Origin of the sequence: Chitinophaga sp. 180180018-3 (assembly GCF_037893185.1) — a bacterium.
Taxonomy (GTDB): domain Bacteria; phylum Bacteroidota; class Bacteroidia; order Chitinophagales; family Chitinophagaceae; genus Chitinophaga.
Genome location: NZ_CP140772.1, coordinates 1,142,737 through 1,168,436, shown reverse-complemented (window position 1 = coordinate 1,168,436; position 25,700 = coordinate 1,142,737). Strand labels below are relative to the sequence as shown.

Genomic DNA, 25,700 nt, shown 5'->3' with positions numbered 1-25,700 from the left:
GATAAAATAAATCAGTACCCTGGATTTTGTATTATAGCTCCATTGCTTTCTGTGATAGCTTTCCGGGGCAACGGAAACAGCGCAAATTCTTTCCTGGCAAAGGCAGATCCGTCGTCCTGTGCACGCTGCAGGAATTTCCCCCAGCGGATCAGGTCATCGCGCCGGCAGCCTTCCTCCCACAGCTCGAAAAGCCGTTCATCCATAAGACGGTTTCTGAAACCATCTTTTGTCGTTTCCTGAATATCACCCAAGCCAGCGCGATGCCTGACACGATTGAGTAACATATGTGCTTCTGCGTTAGGTCCCGCTGTTTCATTGATAGCTTCTGCTGCCAGCAGCAGTACATCTGCATAACGCCATACAATGATATCTACACCCTGCGATTCTGATGTAGCAGCGGGATCGTTACCATACTTCAGCGGAATGGCGCCAACAGGATCGCGGTAAAAATCGCCCCATATACGGGGATATGCGCCCAACAAAATTTCCAGGCGCTTGTCTGCCTGATCAAATTTGTTGTACATTTTCCACGGCATTTTGTATCCACCCCAGCGCGCCGGTGGTGTTCCTCCATCCGGGGCTTTGTAATCATATGGCGCCGCATGTGCCAGCCACCTGTTACTGTTCACATTGCTGTTATTGATACAGGGAATAGCAAAGATGATCTCTTTGTTACGTTCGTATTCTGCCCGGAAAATATCCTTGTAGTTATCCATCAACCCATAAGTACCTTCAGTTTCCATCTTTATGATCAGGCGCGCAGTGGCAACGGCGTCTGTCCATCTTTTTTCCTGCATATACAATTTCAGCAATCCCATATAGCATGCTCCGCGTGTAAAGCGTCCATAGTCATCTGTACTGTAAGAAGCGGGAAGCAGGGCGGCAGCTTCTTTATAATCCTTCTCAATCTGTGCGGTCATCCATTCGCGGGTAGGCCGTGCTTCGGGTACATATTGCGGATCTACTGCCTTCCGGGGATCAACGATTATTGAGACAGGTCCGTAAAGACTAAAAAGCAATTGTGAAAAATGTGCCCGTAGTGCTTTCACTTCCGCCAGGTAACGATCCCGTAACTGCGCATCCATAGCGATCTTACCTATTTTATCAAGATTATCGGTACTGCGGGTAACAGCACGCATCAGCACACTGTAGTGAAAGGAAATCTCCGTAAAAGCATCGTTGAAATTCAGCATGAACAATTGCGCCCATCTGGGATCACCCCAGGAACTGGTCAGTTCTCCTGCAGTCATGGAGCTCTGTACGGTCCACGATTGTATGGAGGCGCCATAGCCACCACTCCAGGCGGTGGGCTCCATCAGGTTGGCATACAGGGCGGTAACGGCAGCTTTTCCGTCTAACGCGGTTTTATAAAATGTTCCGTCTGCCAGGTCGGAGAATGCCTTAGGCTCCAGCTTTTTCTCACAGGAGGTAGTTAGTATGGAACAGCCGGCGATAATGAAAAGTATTTTTTTGCAGACATGCATAATAAATCAGATTTAGAAATTAACACTGGCGCCAATGGTAAAAGTCCTGGGATTAGGATACACCAGCTGGCCTGTCAGTTCCGGATCAAGTCCTGTGTATTTAGTGATAACAAAGGCATTCTGGATCTCGCCATACACCCTGGCATTCCGGATGATATGCTGCCTCACGAGTATTTTCGAGGGCAGATTATATCCAAGTGCGATGCTCCTGCATCGCAGGAAATCGCCACGCTCTTTGAAGAAATTGCTGGTATACTGTGAGTATGGATTATTCAATCCGCTTGGATTTTTACTTTGTTGATTGTTGTATGCCCAGGCATCCTTTGTGAGTGCAAGCGCATTGGCGCCAACCGTCATATTACCATACAGCGTACCGTATGCATTGGCCTTGTCTTCGTTGTATTTGATCACATGCAGCATGCCATACATGAATATGCTCAGGTCGAAATTGCGGTAGTTGAAAGTGTTATTGAAGCCAAAACTAAAACCGGGATTCGCATCGCCCAGTAATACCTGGTCAGCGGTGTTCAATACGCCATCCGGTTTGCCGGTGAGGTTACCCTGCGCATCATAGCCATTAATATCTTTTACTTTAATCATGCCCGGCTGCAGATTAGGCGTATGCGATGGCGCTTTCTCTCCGGCCTGCATGATACCGTCGGTCAGATACCCATAAATGGCCCTGAACGGATCTTTCACGCCCACGTAGGCCGGTTTCGTTTTCAGAAATTCAGGGCTTCTTTCTACCCAGCGATCCACGTAACGGGAGAAATTCACTTCCGTATTCCATCTGAAATTGCTGTTGGCGATATTGGTTGTTTTCAACGACAGCTCAAAACCCTTGCTGCCGGAAACACCTACGTTTGAAGCAATAGTGGGTACCAGCGACGATTCATACAGGTTCTGAAATTGCAATAGGTTGGATACCCTCTTATTAAAGTATTCCGCTGTAATACTGATCCTGTCTTTCAGCAACCCCAGGTCCAGTCCAAAATTCAATTCTCCCACACTTTCCCAGGTGAGGTTAGGGTTCGCCAGCTGCGCTAACAGTATACCGGTCGACTGGCTATTGCCAAACACATAGGAATAGTTCACCCAGTCAACGGCAGTGCTGTAATAAGAAAAGGCATTCTTACCAATATTGCTGTTACCTGTAGTTCCGTAGCCCGCCCTCAATTTCATGAAAGACACAAAAGGCAGCGCTTCCATAAACGGTTCATTGGATATTTTCCACGCAGCCGACACCGATGGGAACCAGCCATACTTTTTGTTAATGGTGAACCCCGAATAACCGTCGCGCCGGATACTTCCATTCAGGATGTACTTATCCTTATACGTATAAATGGCACGTCCAAAATAGGAAGCCCAGGTACTCTGGCTCTTACTGGAACCAACATCCACGTCCGGTCTGTTGGAAGCGGACCCTGCTCCCAGGTTATTGTAAAGAAAGGCATCTGTAAAGAACTGGCTGTTCATGGCATTGAATCCTTCAGAATTAGATACCTGGTAGGAATAGCCACCCAACAGACTGATGGAATGACTACCAAAAGCTTTCCAATAGTCCAATGTATATTCTATCAGGCCAATATTAGCAGAATAATCAAAGATGGTTCCCTGGCCGCCATGCAGCGCTCCATAGAGGAACGTTTTAGGGTAGTATTGACCACGTTTTACATACGATTGATCATAGCTGAAATTAGCTTTGGCAGTTAATCCATCTATCACACGCAGCGAAAGATTACCACTGGTAAGCAAACGTGTATTCAGCGTATTATCCTCAATAGTCAGGTAGGACAGCGGATTGGAGATGAGTGAATTCTCGGGATTGAGGGCATACCCGCCCGCACTATCATATAACGGAATAACAGGTGAACGATAGATAGAGGCCAGTATGATACCTGCTGTCTGATAATAATTATTGCCCAGTGAAAGATTCTGACTGTTGGAACGACTGCCTGTGATATTCACACTGGCCTTGAGCCGGTCGGTGATGGCCTGGTCGAAATTAAATCTCCCGGAATAACGTTTAAACGAAGATTTGCTGATGATACCCTGCTGATTTAAATAATTACCGGAGAAGTAATACCTGGTCTGTTGCGTCCCCCCGCTAAAAGAGAGGTTGTGCTGTTCCACAAAGGCTTTCTGCCGGATCATGTCAAAAATATTAACACCCGCCCCGGTAGAATCAATTTTCCCCTGGCTATATTTAGGCTTGAAGGGCTGTACTGCAGATGGATCCTTATTTCCATAAGGAGCCAGATTGTTGCTACGCAGGTATTCTTCATAGAAAATTTCATTCCGGCGGGTCATGAAATCCTTTTCATTATACACGTCATAAAACTTTGCAGGCTGCTGAAAAGCTCTGCTGTAGCTGTAATTAAGACTGGGCCTGCCTACCTTCCCCCGCTTGGTCGTGATCAGTACCACTCCTGCTCCGGCGCGTGCTCCATAGATAGAAGCTGCGCTTGCGTCTTTCAATACTTCAATATTCTCTATATCGGCAGGGTTAAGGAAATTAAGCGGCGAGCGGTCCACGCCCTGTCCGAAGAAAGTATTGCTGCCAATCTCGTCGGCGCCACCATTCACCGGTACGCCGTCCAGTACGTAAAGCACACCACTGGAAGCGAAGGATGGATTTCCCCTGATTTGCACGGATACGCCTGCCCCGGGTTGACCGGAGCCCTGTACAGCAGTGAGCCCCGCTGCGCGGCCAGCCAATATCTGCTCTACAGAGGTGCTGGCAGATTTTGGTATATCGGCTACTTTAATAGTGCTGATAGCGCTGGTAAGGTTCTTACGATTTACCGAACCATAGCCGATTACCACCACCGAATCGAGTTGCGAAATACGTGTGGGCGACAGTACAATCTGCATATTGCCTTCCCTGCCCACTGTTATTTCGAAGGGCGCCATGCTTGTAAACGTTATCAACAATACATCACCGGTAACTGCTTCCATCGTAAAGCGGCCCAGCGAATCTGTAGAGATAGCCTGCCCGGTACGGCGCAGCATGACGCCGGCGCCCGGCAACGGTTCTCCTCCGGAATTCCGTACCTGTCCGCTGATGTGTATTTCACCTGTTTGGTCTGAAATACCCGGTGCACGCGATTTACGCCTGATCAGGATGTTTTTTTGCGAGATCTCGTAGGTAATCGGCTGATTTTTTAGTACGAGCTCCAGGAAGTTCGCAACGGGCATGTTACGCACATTTACGGTAACGGGCTGCGTATGCTCCAGGTGTTCTTTATTGAAAAATATCACGAAGTTGGTTTGTTTTTCAATGGCGGAAAACACCTGCCTCACCGGCGCTTTTTGTACATTCAAGGTAATGGTCTGAGACGTGCCCGTTATGCTGACGCCGAGCAACGCGACTGCCAGAAACAGAAAGGTCAGTTTCATGTTCATCTGAATTTTGGTTGTTAAAATTGGTCCTGCATACGCTCTTTTCCCTGAGCATGGGATCTCCTGTCCAGTGTGCTTAGCTGGCTGAAAATGTAAATTGAATCAAACGTGTTTGTTAATGTAACAGATCAAGGCGTAACTACCAGGCGATGGTTGCCTTCCATTCTGAAGTGCACGTCTGCACCTTCGAGGAATCTGAGCAAGTCGGCAAGTGCTATGTCACGTTTTATTTTTCCTTCGAACATTATATTTGGAATCCCCTTTTCATAAACTATGTCGATGTCGTACCAGCGCGACAGCTGGTTCATTACTTCTTCCAGAGAAGCCTCCTGGAAATTGAACAACCCGTTTCTCCAGGCCATCACTTTATCTGTATCGGCTTGCAGAACCTGCAAGGCGCCCTGCTGATCTACGAGTGCCTGCTGTCCGGGCCGCAGTAGTGTTTTTCCGTTGCCGGCAGTTATGCTTATGCTACCCTGTAAAAGTGTAGTTTTCATCACCGGCTCGTTGCCATAAGCATACACGTTAAATCCGGTGCCCAGTACCGTTATTTCTTCTCCGCCGCGCACCTTTACGCGAAAGGGGGCAGCTGCATCCGGCGCCACTTCAAAATAAGCTTCCCCTGCTACCGTTACCACTCTTTCATTGGCAGGGAAAGCAGCGGGATAAATAAGGCTACTTCCGGCATTGAGCCATACCTGGGTACCATCCGGCAGCTTCAGGCTAAACTGGCGCCCCCTGGGTGTGGTCATAGTATTATAAACAGCCGTTCCACCCGCATCTCCTTTCTGCTCATATTGCAACACTCCCTGATGCAGTATAATTGCCGTAGTTTGCTGCTGCGCCACCAGGCCATTATGTATACTATCTAACACAATCTGGCGGCCGTTTGCAAGCGTAAGTACTGCACCCTGCCTGCCTGGCTGTATATCGGTAACCTGTGCCAGGGCCGGCACCCTGGATGATTTTTGCTGATTACGTTGCAGTAACAGCCATGCACCGGCGGTAATCAATACCATCACAACAGCTGCGGCCACCCATCGCCGCCATGATAAATGGCGTACCGGTGTTGCTATGGTTATTTTCTGCTGGAAAATACCGAAGGCTTTTCCGAGGCTCCCCTCATCCATCCGCTCACGGAGATATTCACCCACCATCTGATCCTCTTTCATTTCGGCAAATACAGTTTCATTGGCAGGGTGTAGCCCCAACCACTGATCCAATGCCTGCTGCTCTTCTGCTGTAAGGTACTGGCCCTGCAGCTGTTTATAAAGGATCCCGGCTATGTAGTCTCTGTTACTGTTCATAAAAGATGATCGTTACTGTGCCATTTTCACGCACCGGTAATAATAGAACAAACGAACCTAACGGTGCATCACAAAAAAAATTAAAAAATTTTGACGGCCAGAAGCCAGGTGATCAACAGCCCTTTCTTTAATATGAGTGTCCGTACCTTCTCCAGCGCACGGGCTTTCTGATTACGGACATTGTTCGGCGTAGTGGCCAGACGCTCCGCAATTTCATTCGTTTCAAGTCCTTCTACAAATATCATTCTAATAATGGCCGCCTGAGCAGCAGGCAGCTGCTCCACTTCCTGATAAATGCGATTAAATACGTCTTCCTGGATGAGCCGGGCCTCTACCGTCTCCTCAGCTACAGGTGTTTCAATCAATATCGCAGCATGTTTGCTGGTTTTCATTTTCCGATGCCGGGTGAGGTTAATGCATTTGTTCCGTACTGTCGTAAACAGAAAGGCCTCAGCCTGACGTAGTTCCGCATGCCGGAAATCCTGCCGTCGCTGCCAGAACGCTACCAGCGCTTCCTGCGCAAAGTCCTGCGCCTCCGTTTCTTCCTGCAATAATTTATATGCGAAATAATAAAGACGCGGATAATAGGTATCAAAAAAGGCCTTCATCGCTGCCGGATTCCCGTCTGCGATCTGAAAAAGCATCCCCTTTCCATTATATGACATTGCTTCAGTCAACAGCTGCCAATTGGTTGAATTACTGGTATACGGTATTAACGTGGTAAAATGTTCTGCCCGGGCCTAAGGTAATAAAAAAAGCTACTAACTGCTAGTGACCAGCAATTAGTAGCTAATAGTAATATATCTCCCTTACCTCAGGAGCCGATCAGCTCCAATATCCCCTCGTTACGTATAATCATCATACCCTGACGGTCTTCCGTAATCCCCTCCTGCAACCGGTACGTATACCTCGGCCGGGATCCTTCCATGACTGTAGGCAGAAAAGCAAACTGAATATTCTCCTTCTCCTTCAGCGCTTCACCCACTTCAATGATGTGCGTGGAAACAATGAACAGGCAGTTGGTATATTCCGCGAAGGCGGCTGTTACCGCCAGCGTGCCGTCGTATGCATCTTTTACGTTGGTTCCTTTGAACAACTCGTCGAACATCAGCAGCAGGCGTTTACCGGTAGCTGCCGCCTCTGCGGCGTGTTTCACCCGCACTACTTCTGCATAGAAATGGCTGTAGCCCAGGTGGATATTATCGGCCACGTTGATAGAAGAGTATAGCCCTTCCCGTACAGAGAACTGCATCTCATCAGCCGCAACTGGGAAACCCATATGCGCCAGGTACATGCCGATGCCCACTGCTTTCATCAGCGTGGATTTACCGGCCATGTTGGCGCCGGTCAGGAAAAGCACATTGCTGTGCCCCTGCATGGAAATGTCGTTGCCAATCGCTTTTGCGATGCAGGGATGACGAAGCCCGGTTACGTTGAAAGTATTCTTCTCTGCCGGCAGGGCCTGTGCATAAGTAAATGCTTTTGCACGGGCTACATTGCTCACGGCGATATTTACATCCAGGTCGTATATAAATGCCAGCACTTCCTCCATTTCCCTGCTCAGCTTACCTTTCAGCAGGTTATCATAGTAAGCCAGTGTTTTCACGGGCAGCGCCTGGTAGATGTCCATGTTCAGCAGGCGTTCCAGCTCTTTGCCTGACAATATCTGCCGCATGGCTGTTACACGACCGCCAAAAGGGCCTCTGTCCGCTGCCATACCTTCCACCACGTTATAACACCGCTTCAGCGTTACGATGGTGGCCTGTAAGCCCTGTACTATCTTGCGGTAGCGCTCATCATGGGTCAGACTGGAGAGGATCTTCTTCATGAAAATATCTCCCAACATAAATAAGGTATTCTTCCCGGTATTGGTATCCAGGTATTCCCTCATCAATGTCAGCTGTGGCACATCAAAAGGAAAGCTCAATTGCAGCTGCTGAAAATAGCGGAAAACATCGCTCCGTGCATTGATAGCTGCTGCGTCCTCCAGCGGGTGAAGGAACATATTGTCCAATAACCGCTCCCCTCCTCTTGTTTTCACTTCATTGAACAAGTGGTATACAGAACCGCTGCGGTATTTACCCAACAGGTTCAGCTCATCCATTGTTTGCCTGTCTATGCTAAAACTCATGGTTATTGTATTGTTTTTTACCAATGATATTTTTCACGTCATTCCCGGTACGGGGTTTCTTCCCGTTCTTTAATATATCCAGTATTCCTTCGTTGCGGATGATCAGCATACCATGACGATCGTCCGTGATCCCTTCTTCCAGCGTGTAGGTATATGTTGGTGTATGCCCGTTCATGCGGGTGGGCAGGTACAGGAAGCCAATGCCGGGCTGTTTTTGCAGATCTTCTCCGGCCTCCACGATATGCGAAGAAACAACAAATATGCTGTTCTTTTTCCGGGCAAATGCGGAAGTAACCGCCACAGTGGCTTCATGGGCATCTTTTACATTCGTGCCGCGAAAGAGCTCGTCGAATATCACCAGCAGCGCCTTTCCGCTACTCAGTTCTGCAGCTACCTTTTTCACGCGCAGTACTTCCGCATAGAAGTGGCTGGCGCCGATTCCCAGGTTATCAGGGAGGTTAATGGTTGTGTAGATACCATCAAGCACCGTAAATTCCATCGCCCGCGCTGCCACCGGGAACCCCATGTGCGCGATGTACAATGCGGTACTCAGTGAGCGCAGGAAGGTGGATTTCCCCGCCATATTGGCGCCGGTCAGGAAAATGACATTGCGTGTACCACTCATTGCCACGTTGTTCCCAATGGGATTGTTGAGGGAAGGATGATATACCCCCTCCAGTTTCAGCTGGCAGGGGCCTTTATCGAGTGCTTTCGGAAATATAAATTTCTTGTCTGTGGCCACTTTAGCTACTGAAAGGTATACATCCAGGAAATAGATATGCCCCAGCAGCTGTGCAATCTTATTACGTTCACGGGTTCTGAACAGCAGGTCGTAGGCAGTTACGGCGCCATACGATAACTTACTGATCTGTTTTTCGTTCAGGGCTGGTTCCAGGGCAGGATCGGCCAGCAATGCTGCGATGGCCGTCCGCTCCGGTGTATAGGCTGCAATGGCTGAGATATCGCTGCCTTTTATAAACCGGCTGATCTGCTGTAACAGTTCCAATACTGCTGCAACGCCGTTGCCGATTTCTTTTTCCGTCATTGCCGGCTGATGGCCGGTATTCGCGGTTCCATGAGAAAGATATTTCTCCCCCACATCAAACAATGAAGAGTTGAACGGGAAAGCGGTACGTAGTTGCGCAAAATGCGCGATGATACTGCTTCGCCTGTTAATCTCCTCCTTGTCTGACAATGGATGGCGGAACATGCCTTCCAGTATCTTTTCCCCACCACGGGTGTGCGTATTATTGTAAAGATCATAGATACCTCCGACATCCCTTTTGCCAAATATCCTGAGATCCTCAATTGTTTGCTCGTCTGTATGCAAGATCATATGCGTTGATTTTATTGTCGCTTACGACGGATCAGTAATATAGTACCGAGGAGTGTAATTACCGCCGGCAATATCCACACAAATACAAGTTTTACCGTATTAGCGCCAGTAAGACCCACCTTGAGTATAGTATCCTTAGGCTGGGACCGTGGTGCATAAACCGGGAACTCACCATGACAGAGCCAGCTGAACATTTCCTGTGCGAAAACAACGGCAAGGAATTCCTGGCGTAAGCTACTGAAGAAATCGGCATCACCGCTAACGATAATACGCTGTTCTTTCACGCCTACTTTTCTTGCCAGTGAAATGGCGGTGGCGTAGGAATTAACCTTGCTGTCGCCTAACGCCGGGGTGAATACCGGGGCAGCTGAATCTGTTACCAGTGCGCCTTTCCGCAGCCAGTCGCGGCCCGGCCTGGTAGCGAGTAGTACCGTGCCTTTGAATCCACTGGTGTCGGCATATGTCACGGAAACAGTTCCTGACATCGGAATCAGCTCCAACGTATCGCCACCTGCCTGCATCTCTGCAAACGACTTGGAAATTCCATCATTCGCCAGCCCTAACATTTCCTTTGTAGTATAGGGTTTTATCATGTCAGGTTTCTCATGTTTTGATACCTCTACCAGCGTGCCTTCTTCAAACTGCGCACCTACGTGCCGGAGCACCGGGTTGAGTATCTGCTGCTTCCCTATTTCTCCCATTACCATCATATTGCCACCTTTATTCAGGTACGCGGCAATCTGGTCCTGCGTAGCTGCTGTCAGCTCTGTTTTAGGATCTGCCACTATCAGCGTGGTGATATCCGCAGGAATTTCTGTACCGGCAGAAATAGTATCAGCATCAAATCCCAGGTTAACCAGCGATCCACGGGAACCTTTGTCGCTGACCATCCTCTGGTATTCCCTTTCTCCTTTCTTGAATATACTCCTTTCCAGGTCGCCGGTGAGGAACAACAGCTTAGGCATCTTTGCCTGCTGCAATCTTTTTAAAGCGGGTGCGATGTTGTTATCTTCCGGCCAGAAATTCGGGTCATCATAGGTCCGCAAAAATGTGCGATGCCCATTATACTTCAGTTCCATTACTACGCGATAACCTTCTTCTTTCAGATCGATGATCTTCCTTATTTCTGCCGGTGGCATGAACCTCTCCAACGGCTGATCAAATCCTTTAGCCACCTGTTTGGCTATCTCCGGCAAACTCTTTCCCGGCATAGTTTTATAGAGGGTGCTATCTCCGTCGGCGGTATCGTAGAAATAAACATAATTGAATTTGATATCGGGCTTGAAACGCAGATAACGTTCCCATACCGTCGATAAATATTCGTTACGGTTTTCCGGGAACCCATGGGGCGCTCCTCCTCCTGTCAGGTTAGTATAAAGCGTTATTTCCAGCGGCGACGCATTCATATCTTTCACTATTTTCTGTACATCCGGATGCAGCGTATTTTCCTTGTTGGCAGTAGTATCCCAGTACAACGTAAGTGCAGGCCTTGAAGTAAAGTAACCGACGGCCAATACCACCACTATTATTGAAATATACCTTGCCGCATTTACCAATCGTTGTTTCGATTCCCGGCCGGATTTCAGCTTAATGATCGTAAAGGAAATAAACATGCCGATGATCAACACGAAATAGATCACATCTTTTGATGTAATAAGGCCACCCAGCATTTTGGCGGTCCGGCCATTCAGGGAAAGAAAATAAGTAAGATCCCTGACGAAGTCGTATTTCTGCCATAATCCACCAATGCGGACCAATACCCAGATGACGATAAAGCTGGCAATGGCAGATACGATCTGGTAATTGGTGAGGCTCGACATAAACAACCCAATGGCCGTAAAGGCGCATACCAGCAGGTAAAAGCCCAGTATACCAGATAGTAACAAGCCATAATCTGCATCCTGGATATGCATGATACCCATTATCACGAATACACTTACGATCGCTACCAGCAACACATTATACAGCATGATAGCCAGGTATTTTCCCAGCACAATATCCCTTGTTCTAACAGGGGAAGAATATAAAAGCTTAATAGTGCCATTGTTCACTTCACGGCTGATCAGTCCCATCGTTAGTAATGGTACAAACAGGTACAGGTTCTGCAGCGCATTGGAAAAAATGCTGTCTCCTGCCAGGAATAATCCCTTTGTTAATGGCACACCGAAACCTCTGAATTTCGGCATATTGTCTTTCGCCACATCCATCCATCTGGCTGTACTTACCAATACGCCACAATAAAAAACGGCACATTGTATCAGGAACGCAACTGTCAAAAACCAGGCTACCGGTGAATAGAACAGGTTCCTGAGCTCTGTTTTTGCGATTTTACATATCATCTTCATGTATAGAAATTATTGGAGCGATTGATTAGAAAGTTGCTTGAATATATCGTCGAGCAGGCTCTTATCGAGACTGATTTCCCGTAAGCGCCAGCCTTGTTCAACACTGGTGGTGATGATGCGTTCAGTGATATCCTGGTCGCCTTCGAAGTAGAGGCGCATCTGCCGGTCGCTGAGCTGCTCTACCCGCGTAACACCGCTGATCCGATGCATTTCCGGCACTGGTGGCGGATTCTCCATCATCACCAGTACGCTGTGCGGCTGTACGTAGTTATTGAAAGCATCCATACTATCGGAGAAGATCACCCGACCACCTTCTATCATGATCACTTCCCGGCATAGCAGATGTACTTCTGAAAGCACGTGTGATGATAACAGGATCGTGCGTTCTTTGGCGATTTCACGGATCAGTTTTCTCACCTCGATGATCTGGTTGGGATCAAGTCCGTTGGTAGGCTCGTCCATTACCACCAGCTTCGGTTTGTGGATAATCGCCTGTGCAATACCTACACGCTGGCGGTAACCGCCGGAGAGATTTTTGATGAGCCGGGAGCTGTAGTGGGCGATGCCACAACGTTCTTTTACTTCTTCTACTGCTTTCCGGATCGTATCTTTTTCCATTAACCGCAGTTCCGCGGTATAGGTGAGATATTCATCCACCGTCAGATCGGTATACACCGGAGGGTTCTGCGGGAGGAAGCCAATCTTCCTTTTTGCTGCTTCGGGATTTTCCCTGACATCAATGCCATCGATATAAACATTTCCTTCCGTTTGGTTCAATACGCCACACATGATGTTCATGGTAGTGGATTTACCGGCGCCGTTGGAGCCGAGAAGCCCCACAACGCCCGACTGGTTTATTTCGATATTGACATCGCGAATGGCCCATGACGCGCCATATCTGTGAGAAAGCCGGTCTACTTTTAATATACTGCTCATAAATACATTTTCAGGAGGCTGACCGTACTGGAAAATTCCGACGGGATCAGCATTTAGACATACTTTTTTAAAGGCAAAGAAGCCGGCAAAAAGGGTGAAGCCGCTGCGTTATTTCGTCAGCTTATCCAATGTAGGTTCAAGTTCATTTTTCTGGTAGGCATCCAGCGAAGCGGCAATTTTGCCATCTTTGTTCACGACGATAACATGTGGTATGGAATTGATGCTGAGTAGTTCCTTTACTCCTTTTCCATTTTCAAAAGCGCCATCTGCCAGCATTTGCGTCCATTCCATCCTGAGTTCAGCCAGTGCATCCTGCCATTTCTCCTTGCTCTCATCTACAGATACGCTGATGAATTCAACACCTTTGCCCTTATACTTTTCATAGTGCTCACGTAATGTTGGAATATAAGCCCTGCAGGGAGCACACCAGCTCGCCCAGAAGTCAAGTACTACAATTTTGCCTGCCATGTTTTTAATGCTAAACGGTTTTCCGTTCTTACCGGTAAGTTTTAGATCCGGGAAAACTGTACCTGGGGCGCTTTTTTTGAACACCTCAATTACTGATGCCAGCTCCCTGCCAGGCCATGTTTTCCGGGCGTTTGGGCCCAGTTGATCATAAGCAGCTGTAGACTTGCTATATGAGTGAGCTGATTCAAAGAGTGCCAGAAAGGCGGAGATTTCACTATCGGGATGTGCCTTGATATAATCTGGTCCCGCAGTATGGCTTTCCAGGCACTGCTGGAATTCATCGTTTAATACACTTCCACGGAAAGAAGCGCCTGTCAGGGTATTCAGGTCGCCGGAAACAGTGTAGGCCGTATTTTCCAGGTAGATAGAAAACTCCCTGGTGCTTACTTTCAACGTTACCATCACGGGATGATCTACCTTGCCGGAAAAAACAAATTCACCGTTCTCAATACGCACCTTCGGAGGAAGTACTGGTGCAGGTTCGCCGGCGGGTGATTGATACATCTCTTTTATGGCAACATAACCGCTTATGATTCCGCTTACTTTTCCTTTGATCATAAATCCGGGATCCGCGAAGCAGCAGGCCGGCAACAACAGGAATATGGCTATTCTTAATACGTTTTTCATCGTGGTTGATATTTAACAAAACCGTGCGGCAACCAGGGGTTACCACACGGTTGACCATATAGATTGACAGAAGGAGTTTATTTTAGTACCTCGGAGAGTTTCTTATCCAGGTTTTCGCTATACAGGTCCATTGCTACGATTTTCCCATCAGGGCCAATCAATACATTCGATGGGATGGCAGTAATGCTGTATGCTTTTGCAGCATCATCTTCCCAGCCTTTCAATCCGGAAACGTGCAGCCAGTTCAGCTCATCTTTTTCGATCGCTTTCAGCCATGCGTCTTTCTTGGAATCCAGGGAAGCGCCGAGCATTACGAAATTCTTGTCTTTGTATTTCTCGTGAGCTGCCTTCAGGAAAGGCTCCTGGCCTTTGCAGGGGCCACACCAGCTTGCCCAGAAATCAACCAGTACATATTTTCCTTTAAAATCTGCAAGAGACACCATTTTACCATTCACGTCCGGCAGGCTGATAGCAGGTGCATCTTCACCGATCTTCGGACGGTTAGAGGCCGTATTAGCTATGGTAAACTCAGGTTTGGGCTGCGGATCGATCTTACCCGGGTATTTCCAGCGCATCAGGATCCGCGATGCTTTGGCATGTTCACCGAGCGATTCATAAAGCGCCTGTTTCTCATTATCCGGGATAAATACGGTCAACAGGTATCCTGTTACACCTGAATTCGAATTCTTCTTCATCCAATCCCTGTATAGTTGCAGCTGGCCGGTTTGCAGTGTCATAAATTCCTTGGTATATTTTTCCACAGCATCCTCATCTCCCAGCTGCTTCGCTTCCGTAAATTTAGTTTGCAATGCCATCAGTTTCGCATTAAGCGCTGTATCCGATACCATTTTAAACGCTTCCTGCCATTCTCCCACCCAGGACGGGCCGGAAAAAACAGCATTCTTAAACCCGGTTCCTTTCCCGGTTATGTTTACTTTTCCTTCTTCCAGGTAAATCAGCGTTGCTGCATCTTCCTTTATTTCATGACCTACCTGCAGTATATATATGCTTCCTCCTTTGGGCATAGCATGCCTTAATTCAAAACCATGGTCTTTAACATACGCTGAGTCAACTTCTTTCGAATAAGGTTCGATCAACCATACAATACTATCATTAGGCAGGTGATCTATTTTGGCTGTAATAACAACCTCTTTAGCTCCCTGCGCGGCGGCTGGCTGCTTCTTTTGCTGAGCCGATGCCACAAAGCTGCCGGCACAAAAAAGAAATACAAGAGATTTTTTCATCATAGTTGGACGCGTTTTTTTATATAGTTTAAACAGTTAGTTCTCAGCATTGATTGGTATGATTGTCAACGGGCATTGGATATCATATCCTCTAATACAGATACAGTTTCATCCAGGTAAACATCTTTTCCGAGTTTCTGCAACCATTCCTTCCGGCGTTCATTATCTGTAAATGCAGCCTTCTGGGAAGCGGGACTGATGCTCAGGAAAAATGCCTGTTCTGCATTCAGCACACGGTTTCCTTTCAGCTCCCGGCCATCCCTGACGGCTTTCTCGCAGGCCGATATTTCCCGGTATTTATTGCGGTAGGCATCGATATTTAACGGTGTTGGTTCTTCGTTGAGCGATTTAATCTTTTTCATATTTGCAGCCACCTGAACAAATGATGCATTGTTGCCAATGCGGTTTTTTGCATGCTGCACCACTGCCTGATAATCGTATGTTAAAGGCAGCTTAGGGAAGGAAGGTACCGCCAGTGTATCGTAAGGCAACGCAGACGAAAAATCCTTTTCCCTGATCGACTCCAGCGACATCCGGTCTTGCAATACGATGTCGGACAATACTCCTTTGAATTGAGTTGAAGTGCCGTTAACGCGGTAGAATTTATTCTGTGTAAGTCGCATGGAGCCATAAGCCGTATCCGGGATTCCTTTACTGGCATCTCCCATTTTACCTAATGCGTAGGTCATTTGTGCGGTTCCTTTTCCGAATGTGGAAGTAGTGCCCACAATCATGGCGCGGCCACGGTCCTGCAGGGAAGCTGCAAAGATCTCTGATGCGGAAGCACTGTTTTCATCTACCATCAGTACCAATGGTCCATTGTAAGGGTTATTGAGCGTAACGGAATTATAAACGCGCGAACTGTCTTTTCCCCTAAGCCAGGTAACAGGTCCTGCCGGCATGAAACAAGCATCCATTTTCACTGCTTCATCCAGCGATCCGCCACCATTTCCCCGGAGATCGATGATAATACCTGCTACCTCATTCTCCTGTAGTTTTGCCACTTCATTAATCATATCTGCTCCTGCTCCCTGGAGTCCAAACCCGCTGGCGTCCAGATAAAAGTCTGGCAGGTAGATGTAACCGAATTTCTTCCCATCTTTTTCTATCAGCGCACTTTTTATTTTGCTTTCCGAATCAATGATCTCTCCCCTTTCTATGGTCTCTGTTCTGGGTTGTGCGCCCGGTTGTTGAAGCTTCAACGTTACCGATGTACCTTTTTCTCCTCTCAGCAATGTAGCTACCTGGTATTGCTCCCATCCACTCACATCCTGTAATTCACCTTTGGTATCCACAATGGCAAGGATGTTATCATTCTCCTTTATCTTTCCACTTCTGTAAGCTGTGCCACCTGGTAATAGTCTTTTTACAAAGAAATCAGCATCTTTCTCTCCCAGTTCAATCCCCAGACCATAATACCGTTTAGTGATCATTTCATTGAATGATCTGTCTTCCGGCGCAGTGTAAGCAGTATGCGGATCTATTTCCATTACAGCTACTGCCATGTACAGTGCAAACTTCTGGCTGATAGCGTCTTTAGCATTCGCCTGCCGGAAAAACTGTCCGCACCACTTCTTTACCTTTCCGCGGGCGGCCTGCTCCAGTCTTGCATCAACGCCTTTGCGTGCGTGCGCAGTAACAGGCTCAGCAGCCTCCATATCCATATAACGGCGAAGTGTATATGCTTTCAGTAATTTTCGCCAGAGATCTTCCCGTGCGGCCTTATCAGCAGGAGCCGGCTGGTTTTTCCGGTCAACCATTACAGACTCCTTCCTGCTCAGATCCATCGGAGCGCTCAATATCTTCATACACATCTCTTCTGCTTCTTTTACCCGCTGGCTGTAAATGGCAAATGTGGTATCAAAAAAAGCCGATGATCCTGTATTCACCTCATCATCAATCTGATTTTTAAAAGCAGACAGCCTCTTAATATCTTCCTGTAAAAAAATATTTTTATTACCATCAAGTGCCTGGATAAACTTGTCCCAGACAGCCATCGAGTATTTATCATCAATTGGCCTGGGATCAAAATGATCCTTCTTGATTTTTTTGAATGTTGCATTGATAACGCCACTGCGGTAGGCTTGTTGATTGCTGGTTACAGCCGACTGTGCCATTGCACTGAATCCTGTCAGTGTAAAGGCCATGCAGGAAAGAAGATGTTGCTTTCGCAAGCGTATTTTCATGTTATAGTTGTTAGTGTAAACAATTGAATCAGGCGGTACCTATAAGAGGCAATAAATACGGGGAAAAGGGTGAACTGAATTAAGAAAAAAATAACGCTGCGTGATTGGAATATTCAGTAATAAAAAAACCTCCTGTGAAGGAGGTATATTTCGGGGGCTAATTACGATGGTATTTAAAAAATTTTGGAAGACGTCACCGCTTTTTCCAGGCATTATTACTTCTGTCGGTATCAGGCAATTCATTTCCCGGATCCAGTATCACTTCTTCCAGTGGCGTTGTGGAAGCGTAATGAAAAGTATGAACGGAATCCTGTTGCCATACCTGTGCAGGAAAGCGGACTATCGCCGGTTTACCGCCAGCTTCGCGGATAGCTACATCCACCGGCATCACCATTTTACCGCGGTTAACGATAGTAATATTGGCGCCTTGTGCAGGATCATTATTTACATATACCACATCTGTTATTCCCTGATCCAGCTTCCAGTCGTTCAGGAACCAACTGCGCCAGAACCACTGCAGGTCTTCCCCTGTTTCGTTCTCCATCATCCTGAAAAAATCCTCCGGAGCAGGATGTTTAAAGGTCCATTCGGAAATGAAGCGCCTGAATGCGGGGTCAAATTTTTCTCTGCCAATCACCTTATCCCTCAAAAGCGTGAGTGCCAGGGCTGGCTTGATATACATGACCATGGCCATGATGCCTGTTCGTACAGCCGGCGCCGGCGTATTGAGCGCCGGGATCCCGACATTAACAGCTAAGCGCCTCGTTGCATCGGGCAGGGTAAATGGCGGCTCGCCGCGGAGCGTATCGCAGTTAATAAGATTGATAAAAGTATTCAGCCCTTCGCACATCCAGCCGTATTTACTATCGGCTGGTACCATCATATTGAACCAGCTATGACCTATTTCGTGATTGGTTTTAGTCCAGGTCCTGTTCCAGCGACTGCTTTTCTGATAGTCGATCACTGTAACTCCCGGAGCAGCCACGCCGGTGATGGAGCCTGCGATGTTCACGGCGGTGGTGTAAGCATAGGGCGTCCACCTACCGGAGTAGGTTTCCAGTATGGTTTTCATCTGCCCGGTGATCTGTTTCCATTCGGTGTTGCTTTCGGGTGGATACAGCGCCATTGCCAGTGTGACACGGCCATTCGGCAGATTTGCTCTTACTGCATCCCAAACAAATGATGAAGATATGCCCCATATACCATCACCTGCATTATCGGCGGCGAAGCGCCAGGTACGGGTTCCGCCTTGTGACTGTTTATTACTGTACGCTATGTCGGCGGCTGATCGGATGGTGATAACGGAATCACTTTTCCAGGCTGCGCGGTAGCGTTGCAGTTGCGCCGGCGACAATACTTCTTCCGGATTCTTCAATTCTCCTGTACCCTGCACGATCAAACCGGCGGGCACAGTGATGCTGATGCCGAGGGAGCCTGGCTCCACGAAATAGCCGCTGCCGGCTACGTTCCATCCCTGTATATCATCGTAAACGACAACACGGGGAAACATGGAACCCAGCTGGTAAACAGCGCCATGTGGTGTAGGTTGGATTCCCATATAATCCGAACCATTGTAAGGCAACTGAAAATGGTAAGTCAGCCTGATCAATGTTTTACGGCCGGGAAGTAAAGGTATGGGCAACAGCACTTTGGTGTAGATATCAGTTTCCTGGTAAGCTGCCTGCTGCAAGGTTCGTTTTGTAGCACCCACTTCCAGGCTTTCTATCTTACAACCGGCAGTATACTCCTGTACACCAAACCTGTTTCCCTTTGCGGGCGTCAGCAATGCCGCGCGGGAATCTTTCCTGAACCTGTTCTGCCCCGACACCAGCCAGATGTAGGTCAATGCCTGTGTGCTGTTATTGGTGTAAGTTATTGCTACTGCTCCTTGTATAGTACGTGTGAGGGTATCAAATGATACCTGTACATTATAATCGGCCCGGTTCTGCCAGTATCCTGATCCAGGGCGGCCATCCGCCGCTCGTGTAGCCGTGGCCGGTTGTTTCTCAGCCGGGCTAAAAGCTTCCAGCGGATTATACACGGATTGTGCATCACTGTTGATATATGGCAGAACGATGCATCCTGTGAGCAACAATAGTTTCGCTGAAATATAATTCCGTAGATTCATTACCATAAAAACTGCTCATCACGGATGATCACCGATCGCCTGCAGATCAACGCCATACTGTGTTTTATAATACAATATCAACGCGTCATACTTCTGCTGGATTATTCCATTCACATCCACGGAGGGGCTCAGGATGGTGGCATCCAGTTCGGCCTTCGTGTGGCTGGTAATAGCGTTTATATAGCCGAGGAAGTCCCATGCAAGACTAGCGCCGTTTTCAGGATAGCCCTCTATCATTCCATCCTGTGGCTGATAACCACCAATGGAAGTATAGGATTTCGGCGCCAGTTTTATAAATTCCGTCGGCACTTCCAATGCACCGCTCAGCAAACACTGTTCAAAATAACAACGGTGCATATATCCTTTGATACGACGGAGCTGTTCAGGCGTTTTTTTCAACAGCGTACTGTCTGTCCACCCAATGGCCAGCATATTTATACTGGGTATAAACCCGGTGATGGATCTCAATGTATCTGGCGGATACCCTGCGTACTGCTTGATAGTGTCGATGTAAGATGCCAATATGATCTTAAACGGCATTGTCTGCTTCAAAAAGCTTTCCGGGTAAAAATCCAGGCATTGTGTTCTGAAAAAGTTCAGGGTATTCTGCACATAAGCTTCATTCCCGTTCCCCGCCACTGCCGGGAGATAGCCGGTCAGGTTGTAGGCAAAGTCCTGCCGGGAAAACCTGTATAATATGTAAGTGCCATATTTTTTATTGAAAGCCACGATAGAATCATCATAGGAATGATTCCCCTGTGGCAGGGAATAAAAAGCAGGCGAAGTATCCGGGGTGAGCTTTTTCTCTTTGCTGCAGGATACCACTCCCCATAGTGTCAGCAGCAAAAGGCTGCTTTTTATAGCGCGAACCAGCGAATGATGCATAAAATACGGATTAATAGATAAGAGAATTTAAAATACCTATTGTCCCTGGCGTGGGCCTGTTAACTGCAGGTTTTGCATCAACGCGGTATTTCTGATTAATATTTTGTTCGGAATCGGAATCACGTACTGAGGATCCCTGGCGGCAAGTTTATAAATAACCCTGGTAGTAGGAGTAGGTGCATAAATATGTGTGATGGATGGCATACCATATCTTCTGAGATCAAACCAGCGGTGCGTGCATTCCCGGAAGAGCTCCCGCCTGCGTTCCGTACGGCACATCTGGAGCAGTTCATCCGGCGGACGTACGCCCCAGTTGGCAAAGCTGGCGGGATCGATACGTTTTGCACGGAGCGTGTTAAGGCTTTTCAGCGCTTCGGTTGCAGCGCTCACATCTCCTTTGGTTTTATACAGTTGTATATATGCTTCCGCGCGGTTCAGATAGGCCTCTGAGCTCCTCCAGCTGGAACCCATGTTCGTATGCGTGGCATCGCCGCTGGAGCCCCATGATTTCTGGCTGCCATAATCGCAGGGAGTATATTGCTTCAGAAAAGGCAACGTTTCCTGAAAGTAAACTTTTGTCCGCGCATCGGTGGAATCAAAACAGGCAGCAAGACTTCCGGAAATGTCGTAGGCCGTATTCATTCCCTCGGTGAATCCTTCATCGTTGCTACCATAATACCAGATGGTTTCCACGTTTCCCGCGCCGATGATACGTTTGTTGACCGGATCAGGATCTCCCCAGGTATTCAGATCCATCAATTGGGGATGGTAGGAGAGCACATAATCGGCATGTTCAATAACCTTATTCCATTGTTCCATATGCAGGTATATCCTGCTTGCCAGCAAGTGTGCTGCCACATTGGAAATCCGGTAACTCGGACGATTGATCTTTACCTGATCCAGCAATATCATGGCGCTGTCGAGGTCTTTTACCACACGGTCGTACACTTCTTTCACGGAGTTTCTTGCCGGCAGGGCTTCCGACAGGTTAGCGGAAAGCATCAGGGGCACACCCGGCGATTTATCGGGCGTAGTGCTGGAATCATTATAGGGTTTGCCATATAAATTCACCAGCATAAAATAATAGAATGCCCGCAAGGCATAGGCTTCTCCTTTGTACATATTCTTTTCCGCGGTACTCCCGTCTGATCCGTCCAGGTATTGCAATGCCACATTAGTTCCCAATATCAGCTGGTAATAAACCGTCCAGGAATTAAAACTTTCGGTTGTAGAACTCCCCGCAGCTTTACAAACATCTATAAAATCGGGTTGCCACTGATAAGCGCCGGCATTGTGCGTTACAGCCGGCTGTATATCTATCAGCGAGTTACCGTTATAACTCTGAACATCGTCATCCATGAGCGTAATATAAGGCTGCATCAGCGTGCTTACCGTAGGGTAACCGTTGGAATACAGTATCTCACCGAAATCTTTGGTACTTCTTGGTATTACATCCGACTGCGATCTTTCTGCCAGAAATTTCTTACATGAAACCAAACCCAGCACACAGATAGTTATTATAGCAATTCTTTTCATACAATAATTTTTAAGGTATTGGTTTAAAGATTTACACCTATACTGAGTCCATATTGCCTGGTAACCGGCAGCGCTGTGGTACCAACACCGTCTATTTCCGGATCCTGCCCCTGCAATGCTTTGCTGGCAATAGTGAACGGGTTTCTTACAAAACACCCCAGTCTCAGTCCTCTTATTCCTGCACGGCTGACAAAGGCAGCTGGCACCGAATAATTCAGCCTGACATTCTTGCAACGGAGGAAACTACCATCAACTACCCTTAAACTAGACATATCATACGCCTCATAAGGAATGACAACGGGCGAGAACGACACCATGTTTTCTATATCGGAAATAGGAAGGTGTATCTTGTCGGCCTCGTTATTGTCGCGAATAGATGGGATATTCGTTGTTTTCTCATCTCCCGGTTTACGCCAGCGTTGCGCCAGATCCCGGTTTACATTCTCGAAAGGATTAGGCACGCCGGATCCGCTTGCACTCATATTGAACATAGGATTAAGACGTTTGTGCCCACCCAGTGCATAGAAGAAATCACCGGATATGGAGAAGTTTTTGTAGCTGAATTCTGTCGAAAAGCTGCCGTTCAATTTCGGGTATAACTGCCCTGAATAAACGAGGATATTGGCGGGATCGTTTGTAGTAACTTTAGCATCCACGTTGTTGAACATAGGCAACCCGTTTTCCGGATTGAGGCCTTTGTAGGAATATGAATAGAAGGATGTTCTCGCCCGGCCGGGAATCAACGCGGTACCATTGAGATAGGCCATATAGTCGTTCCTGGAGTAAGTTTTGCTTACCTCGTTCTTGTTCCAGAAATTCATGAACCTGAACGAGAGACGGGTGTTTTTCCGCTGTAACGCCACTACGTTCAGTACCAGCTCCAGTCCACTATTATAGGCTACGCCCGCATTTTCATACATCATATCCATTCCGTATTCATAAGCGATAGGTTTATTGGTGAGCAGGTCAACACTCTTTTTGAGATAATAATCGAGGTTCACTTCTACTCTTTTATCGAACAGTGCGAAGTCGGTTCCGAAATTCCATTGATAGGTTTTTTCCCATCTTAATTCAGGATAGGGTAAACTCTTGATGCCCAGGAACGGAACACCGGTAACAGGATCCGGCTGATCGGACCGATCATAGCTGGCGATCAACTCTGGACCTACCGCCTGCACTACGTTCCCCTGGGTTCCGAAAGAGGCTCTCAGGTCCAGACCTGTAACAAAACGGCTCTTCTGAAGCCAGGGCTCATTTCCTATTACCCATTTACCCGACAGGCCGTAGTTGGGTAAGAACTTGGCATTGGAGTATTGTCCGAAACGATTTGAACCATCAGTACGAATAGTACCAGTCAGTACGTATTTGTTATTCATGCTATATATAGCACTCCCATACATCGACACAACATTATTCACTTTATCGGTGAGCTGATATTTGCTGAGAAGGCTTTTCGATGTTGCGTTGGCAAAGAACTGCTGGCCTCTGTCAGGGAAGTAACCAGGTTGAGTAGATTCAACACCTTTTATCTGCTGGGAAGAGATCACATTTCCGGCAGTTAGTATAAACTGATCCCTTCCTTTAAAAAAATCCTTGTTGTAAGTAATATCAGTACGGGTTTCCACACTCAGGGAATTCATATTTGACAGGGTGGCCATACCGCCGTAAGGTAATCTCGACAATGCCAACTGTCCGTCAGTAGGTAAAAAATCGATATTCCAATTTCTGATACCGGTAACATAAAAACTCTTATCATAAGCGGCAGACATCTGATCTGCGGCATCCATTACTGCACTTGAAGTATTTCTCAGAACCAGTCCTTTTCCGAGTCTGTAATTCAATATTAAACTCGCCATGACCGAGCGGGTGCTGGCATTGTTCTCCGTTTGGTTGATATCATTCAGCATGTTGAATGTCAGCGGAGGAGGTATCGGCAAACCGCCCAGGGCATTTGAAAGTGATTTTGGATAGAAAGCATCTGAAGGGATTGCCCGGTTAGTTTTCAGGGCATATGACAAGGGAGAAATAGAAGGATGATAACCCATGGTTTTGGAATAGTTACCCATCAACTGGAAGTCGACCGATAACCTCGAAGTAGTCTCATTGTGTACCGACAGGTCGGCAGTATATCTTTTTTGTCCATCTTTTTGTGCAGCGCCCCAGTTGTCAGAATAACTAACAGAACCGTAATAAGTAGTTTTTCCGGCTCCACCACTCATGTTAACAGAGTGAGTCATACTGAAGGCATTTCTAAACAGTACTTTGAACCAATCCACATTATTTGTTTCCAGTTTTGCCACGGCAGTTCTGAATTCCGGTTCTGATATTCTTCTGGCATACAGCGCCTGTACGAGACCTTCATAGGAAATATTCTCCCTGAAACCGTTGTAGTTTCCATTGAAGATAGTGCCGTCTTCCACCAGTTGCCTGGAAAGCGTCACTCTTTGGAGGGAATTCATCAGATGGAGGTTATTGTATGATGGTCGTTGCTGGAAAGAAAGATCTGTGTTATAAGACAGTCTCATAGGACCGGCTTTTCCTTTCTTAGTAGTTACCACGATTACTCCGTTGGCAGCCCGTGTCCCATAAATAGCAGTGGCGGCGGCATCTTTCAGAAAAGTAATGCTTTCAATATCATAGGGGTTAAGTCCACTCACCGCACTTCCTATCAGGGAATAATTTCCGTTTTGTCCGTCAGTAATAGCAGTATTTAATTGAGTAGCCGAAATATCCACGGGATCAGGGCGTACAACATTATCGATCACCCACAGGGGGCTGGCGTTCCCCACAAAAGTAGAGGTACCTCTCATACGGATGGTAGGCCGGGCATTCACACCGCCGGATGTATTGATAAGCATCAGCCCGGGCACCTTTCCCTGCAACATCTGATCTATCGAAGCCATACCTGGTTCAATGGCTCTTTCCCCGGAGAGTTTAAAAATGGCTGCAGTGGCCATTTTTGCATCAATCTTCTGATACCCGTTCACCACTACCTCCTGGATAGCCTGGGGTACCGTATCCATTTTGATGATAATCGCATTTCCATCATGCCTCTTTACCGTATAAATTACAGTTTTCATCCCCAGCTGTGAAATACGCAGCTGATCATTCTCTTTCGCCAGCAGGGAAAACATACCATCTTTTGCGGTAACTGTACCAATATTAGTGCTCATTACCTGAATGGTAGCTCCCTGCAGGGGCTCAGCCTTGCCATTCACTACTACCTGTCCGAACACCTGTAGTGCAACGGTATTATCGGTTTGCGGATATCCGCTTGCCGGGTAAATCACAATTCCTCCCATATCCACGTCAAAAGCAAGGTTTGTATTGACCAATACCTGTCTTAGCAGTTCCCCCAGTGTGGCAGCTTTGACGCTCACAGTAACGGCCGGTTGTTTACGAACGATGTCGGCATTGTACGTAAACCGAACATCCGTCAAAGCATGGATCTCTTTCAACACCTTCAGTAAAGGCAGTTTTTCTGCATGATAGGATACCTGCTTGTTCAGCACCTCCCGGTTCTGGGCGGTGACTGCAGATACTATCAACAATAAAAAGAAGAGTCCCGATAAGCGCATGGCAAAGCCCTGCAACATCTTCCTGGTGGAAGAGAAGCCCAACAGTTTTTTCATTTTGGTTTGATATTAAAGTTAAAGCAGCGCATATGGCTGCACATAGCTACTGA

15 protein-coding genes are annotated in these 25,700 nt (G+C 47.4%); all 15 read right to left on the bottom strand.

Annotated elements, in window-relative coordinates:
- Positions 1-11: 11 nt before the first annotated feature.
- Complete coding sequence (locus UNH61_RS04730) at positions 12-1,484, bottom strand: RagB/SusD family nutrient uptake outer membrane protein (protein WP_326990971.1); 1,473 nt, start codon at positions 1,482-1,484, stop codon at positions 12-14.
- A 12-nt stretch (positions 1,485-1,496) separates the two neighbouring features.
- Positions 1,497-4,883, bottom strand: coding sequence for a TonB-dependent receptor (locus UNH61_RS04725; RefSeq protein ID WP_326990970.1), 3,387 nt, complete (start codon positions 4,881-4,883; stop codon positions 1,497-1,499).
- Positions 4,884-5,014: 131 nt separating this feature from the next.
- Positions 5,015-6,193, bottom strand: a complete 1,179-nt coding sequence (locus UNH61_RS04720) for a FecR domain-containing protein (RefSeq protein WP_326990969.1) — start codon at positions 6,191-6,193, stop codon at positions 5,015-5,017.
- A gap of 80 nt (positions 6,194-6,273) precedes the next feature.
- Positions 6,274-6,837 carry a sigma-70 family RNA polymerase sigma factor gene (locus UNH61_RS04715; RefSeq protein ID WP_326990968.1) on the bottom strand — a complete coding sequence of 188 codons (564 nt, stop codon included), beginning with the start codon at positions 6,835-6,837 and terminating at the stop codon, positions 6,274-6,276.
- Positions 6,838-7,007: 170 nt separating this feature from the next.
- Complete coding sequence (locus tag UNH61_RS04710; protein ID WP_326990967.1) at positions 7,008-8,324, bottom strand: DNA mismatch repair protein; 1,317 nt, start codon at positions 8,322-8,324, stop codon at positions 7,008-7,010.
- Positions 8,314-9,660 (bottom strand): DNA mismatch repair protein, encoded by a 1,347-nt coding sequence (locus UNH61_RS04705; RefSeq protein ID WP_326990966.1) that lies wholly within the window; start codon positions 9,658-9,660, stop codon positions 8,314-8,316. Before UNH61_RS04705 ends, UNH61_RS04710 begins: the two co-directional genes overlap by 11 nt.
- An 11-nt stretch (positions 9,661-9,671) precedes the next feature.
- On the bottom strand, positions 9,672-12,005 hold the full coding sequence (locus tag UNH61_RS04700) for a Gldg family protein (RefSeq protein WP_326990965.1): 2,334 nt from the start codon (positions 12,003-12,005) through the stop codon (positions 9,672-9,674).
- 9 nt (positions 12,006-12,014) lie between these two features.
- Positions 12,015-12,941 carry an ABC transporter ATP-binding protein gene (locus tag UNH61_RS04695; protein WP_326990964.1) on the bottom strand — a complete coding sequence of 309 codons (927 nt, stop codon included), beginning with the start codon at positions 12,939-12,941 and terminating at the stop codon, positions 12,015-12,017.
- 108 nt (positions 12,942-13,049) lie between these two features.
- Entirely contained in the window at positions 13,050-14,036 is a 987-nt protein-coding gene (locus UNH61_RS04690) for a TlpA disulfide reductase family protein (RefSeq protein WP_326990963.1), read from the bottom strand.
- Between the two features lie 77 nt (positions 14,037-14,113).
- Positions 14,114-15,283 carry a TlpA disulfide reductase family protein gene (locus tag UNH61_RS04685; protein WP_326990962.1) on the bottom strand — a complete coding sequence of 390 codons (1,170 nt, stop codon included), beginning with the start codon at positions 15,281-15,283 and terminating at the stop codon, positions 14,114-14,116.
- Between the two features lie 62 nt (positions 15,284-15,345).
- Positions 15,346-17,466, bottom strand: coding sequence for a carboxy terminal-processing peptidase (locus UNH61_RS04680; protein WP_326990961.1), 2,121 nt, complete (start codon positions 17,464-17,466; stop codon positions 15,346-15,348).
- Positions 17,467-17,659: 193 nt separating this feature from the next.
- Positions 17,660-19,594, bottom strand: coding sequence for a M1 family aminopeptidase (locus UNH61_RS04675; RefSeq protein WP_326990960.1), 1,935 nt, complete (start codon positions 19,592-19,594; stop codon positions 17,660-17,662).
- An 18-nt stretch (positions 19,595-19,612) separates the two neighbouring features.
- Complete coding sequence (locus UNH61_RS04670; RefSeq protein WP_326990959.1) at positions 19,613-20,479, bottom strand: hypothetical protein; 867 nt, start codon at positions 20,477-20,479, stop codon at positions 19,613-19,615.
- Between the two features lie 36 nt (positions 20,480-20,515).
- Positions 20,516-22,015: a RagB/SusD family nutrient uptake outer membrane protein gene (locus UNH61_RS04665; protein ID WP_326990958.1), complete on the bottom strand. Its 1,500-nt coding sequence runs from the start codon at positions 22,013-22,015 to the stop codon at positions 20,516-20,518.
- Between the two features lie 23 nt (positions 22,016-22,038).
- Complete coding sequence (locus UNH61_RS04660; RefSeq protein ID WP_326990957.1) at positions 22,039-25,647, bottom strand: SusC/RagA family TonB-linked outer membrane protein; 3,609 nt, start codon at positions 25,645-25,647, stop codon at positions 22,039-22,041.
- Between the last annotated feature and the right edge of the window lie 53 nt (positions 25,648-25,700).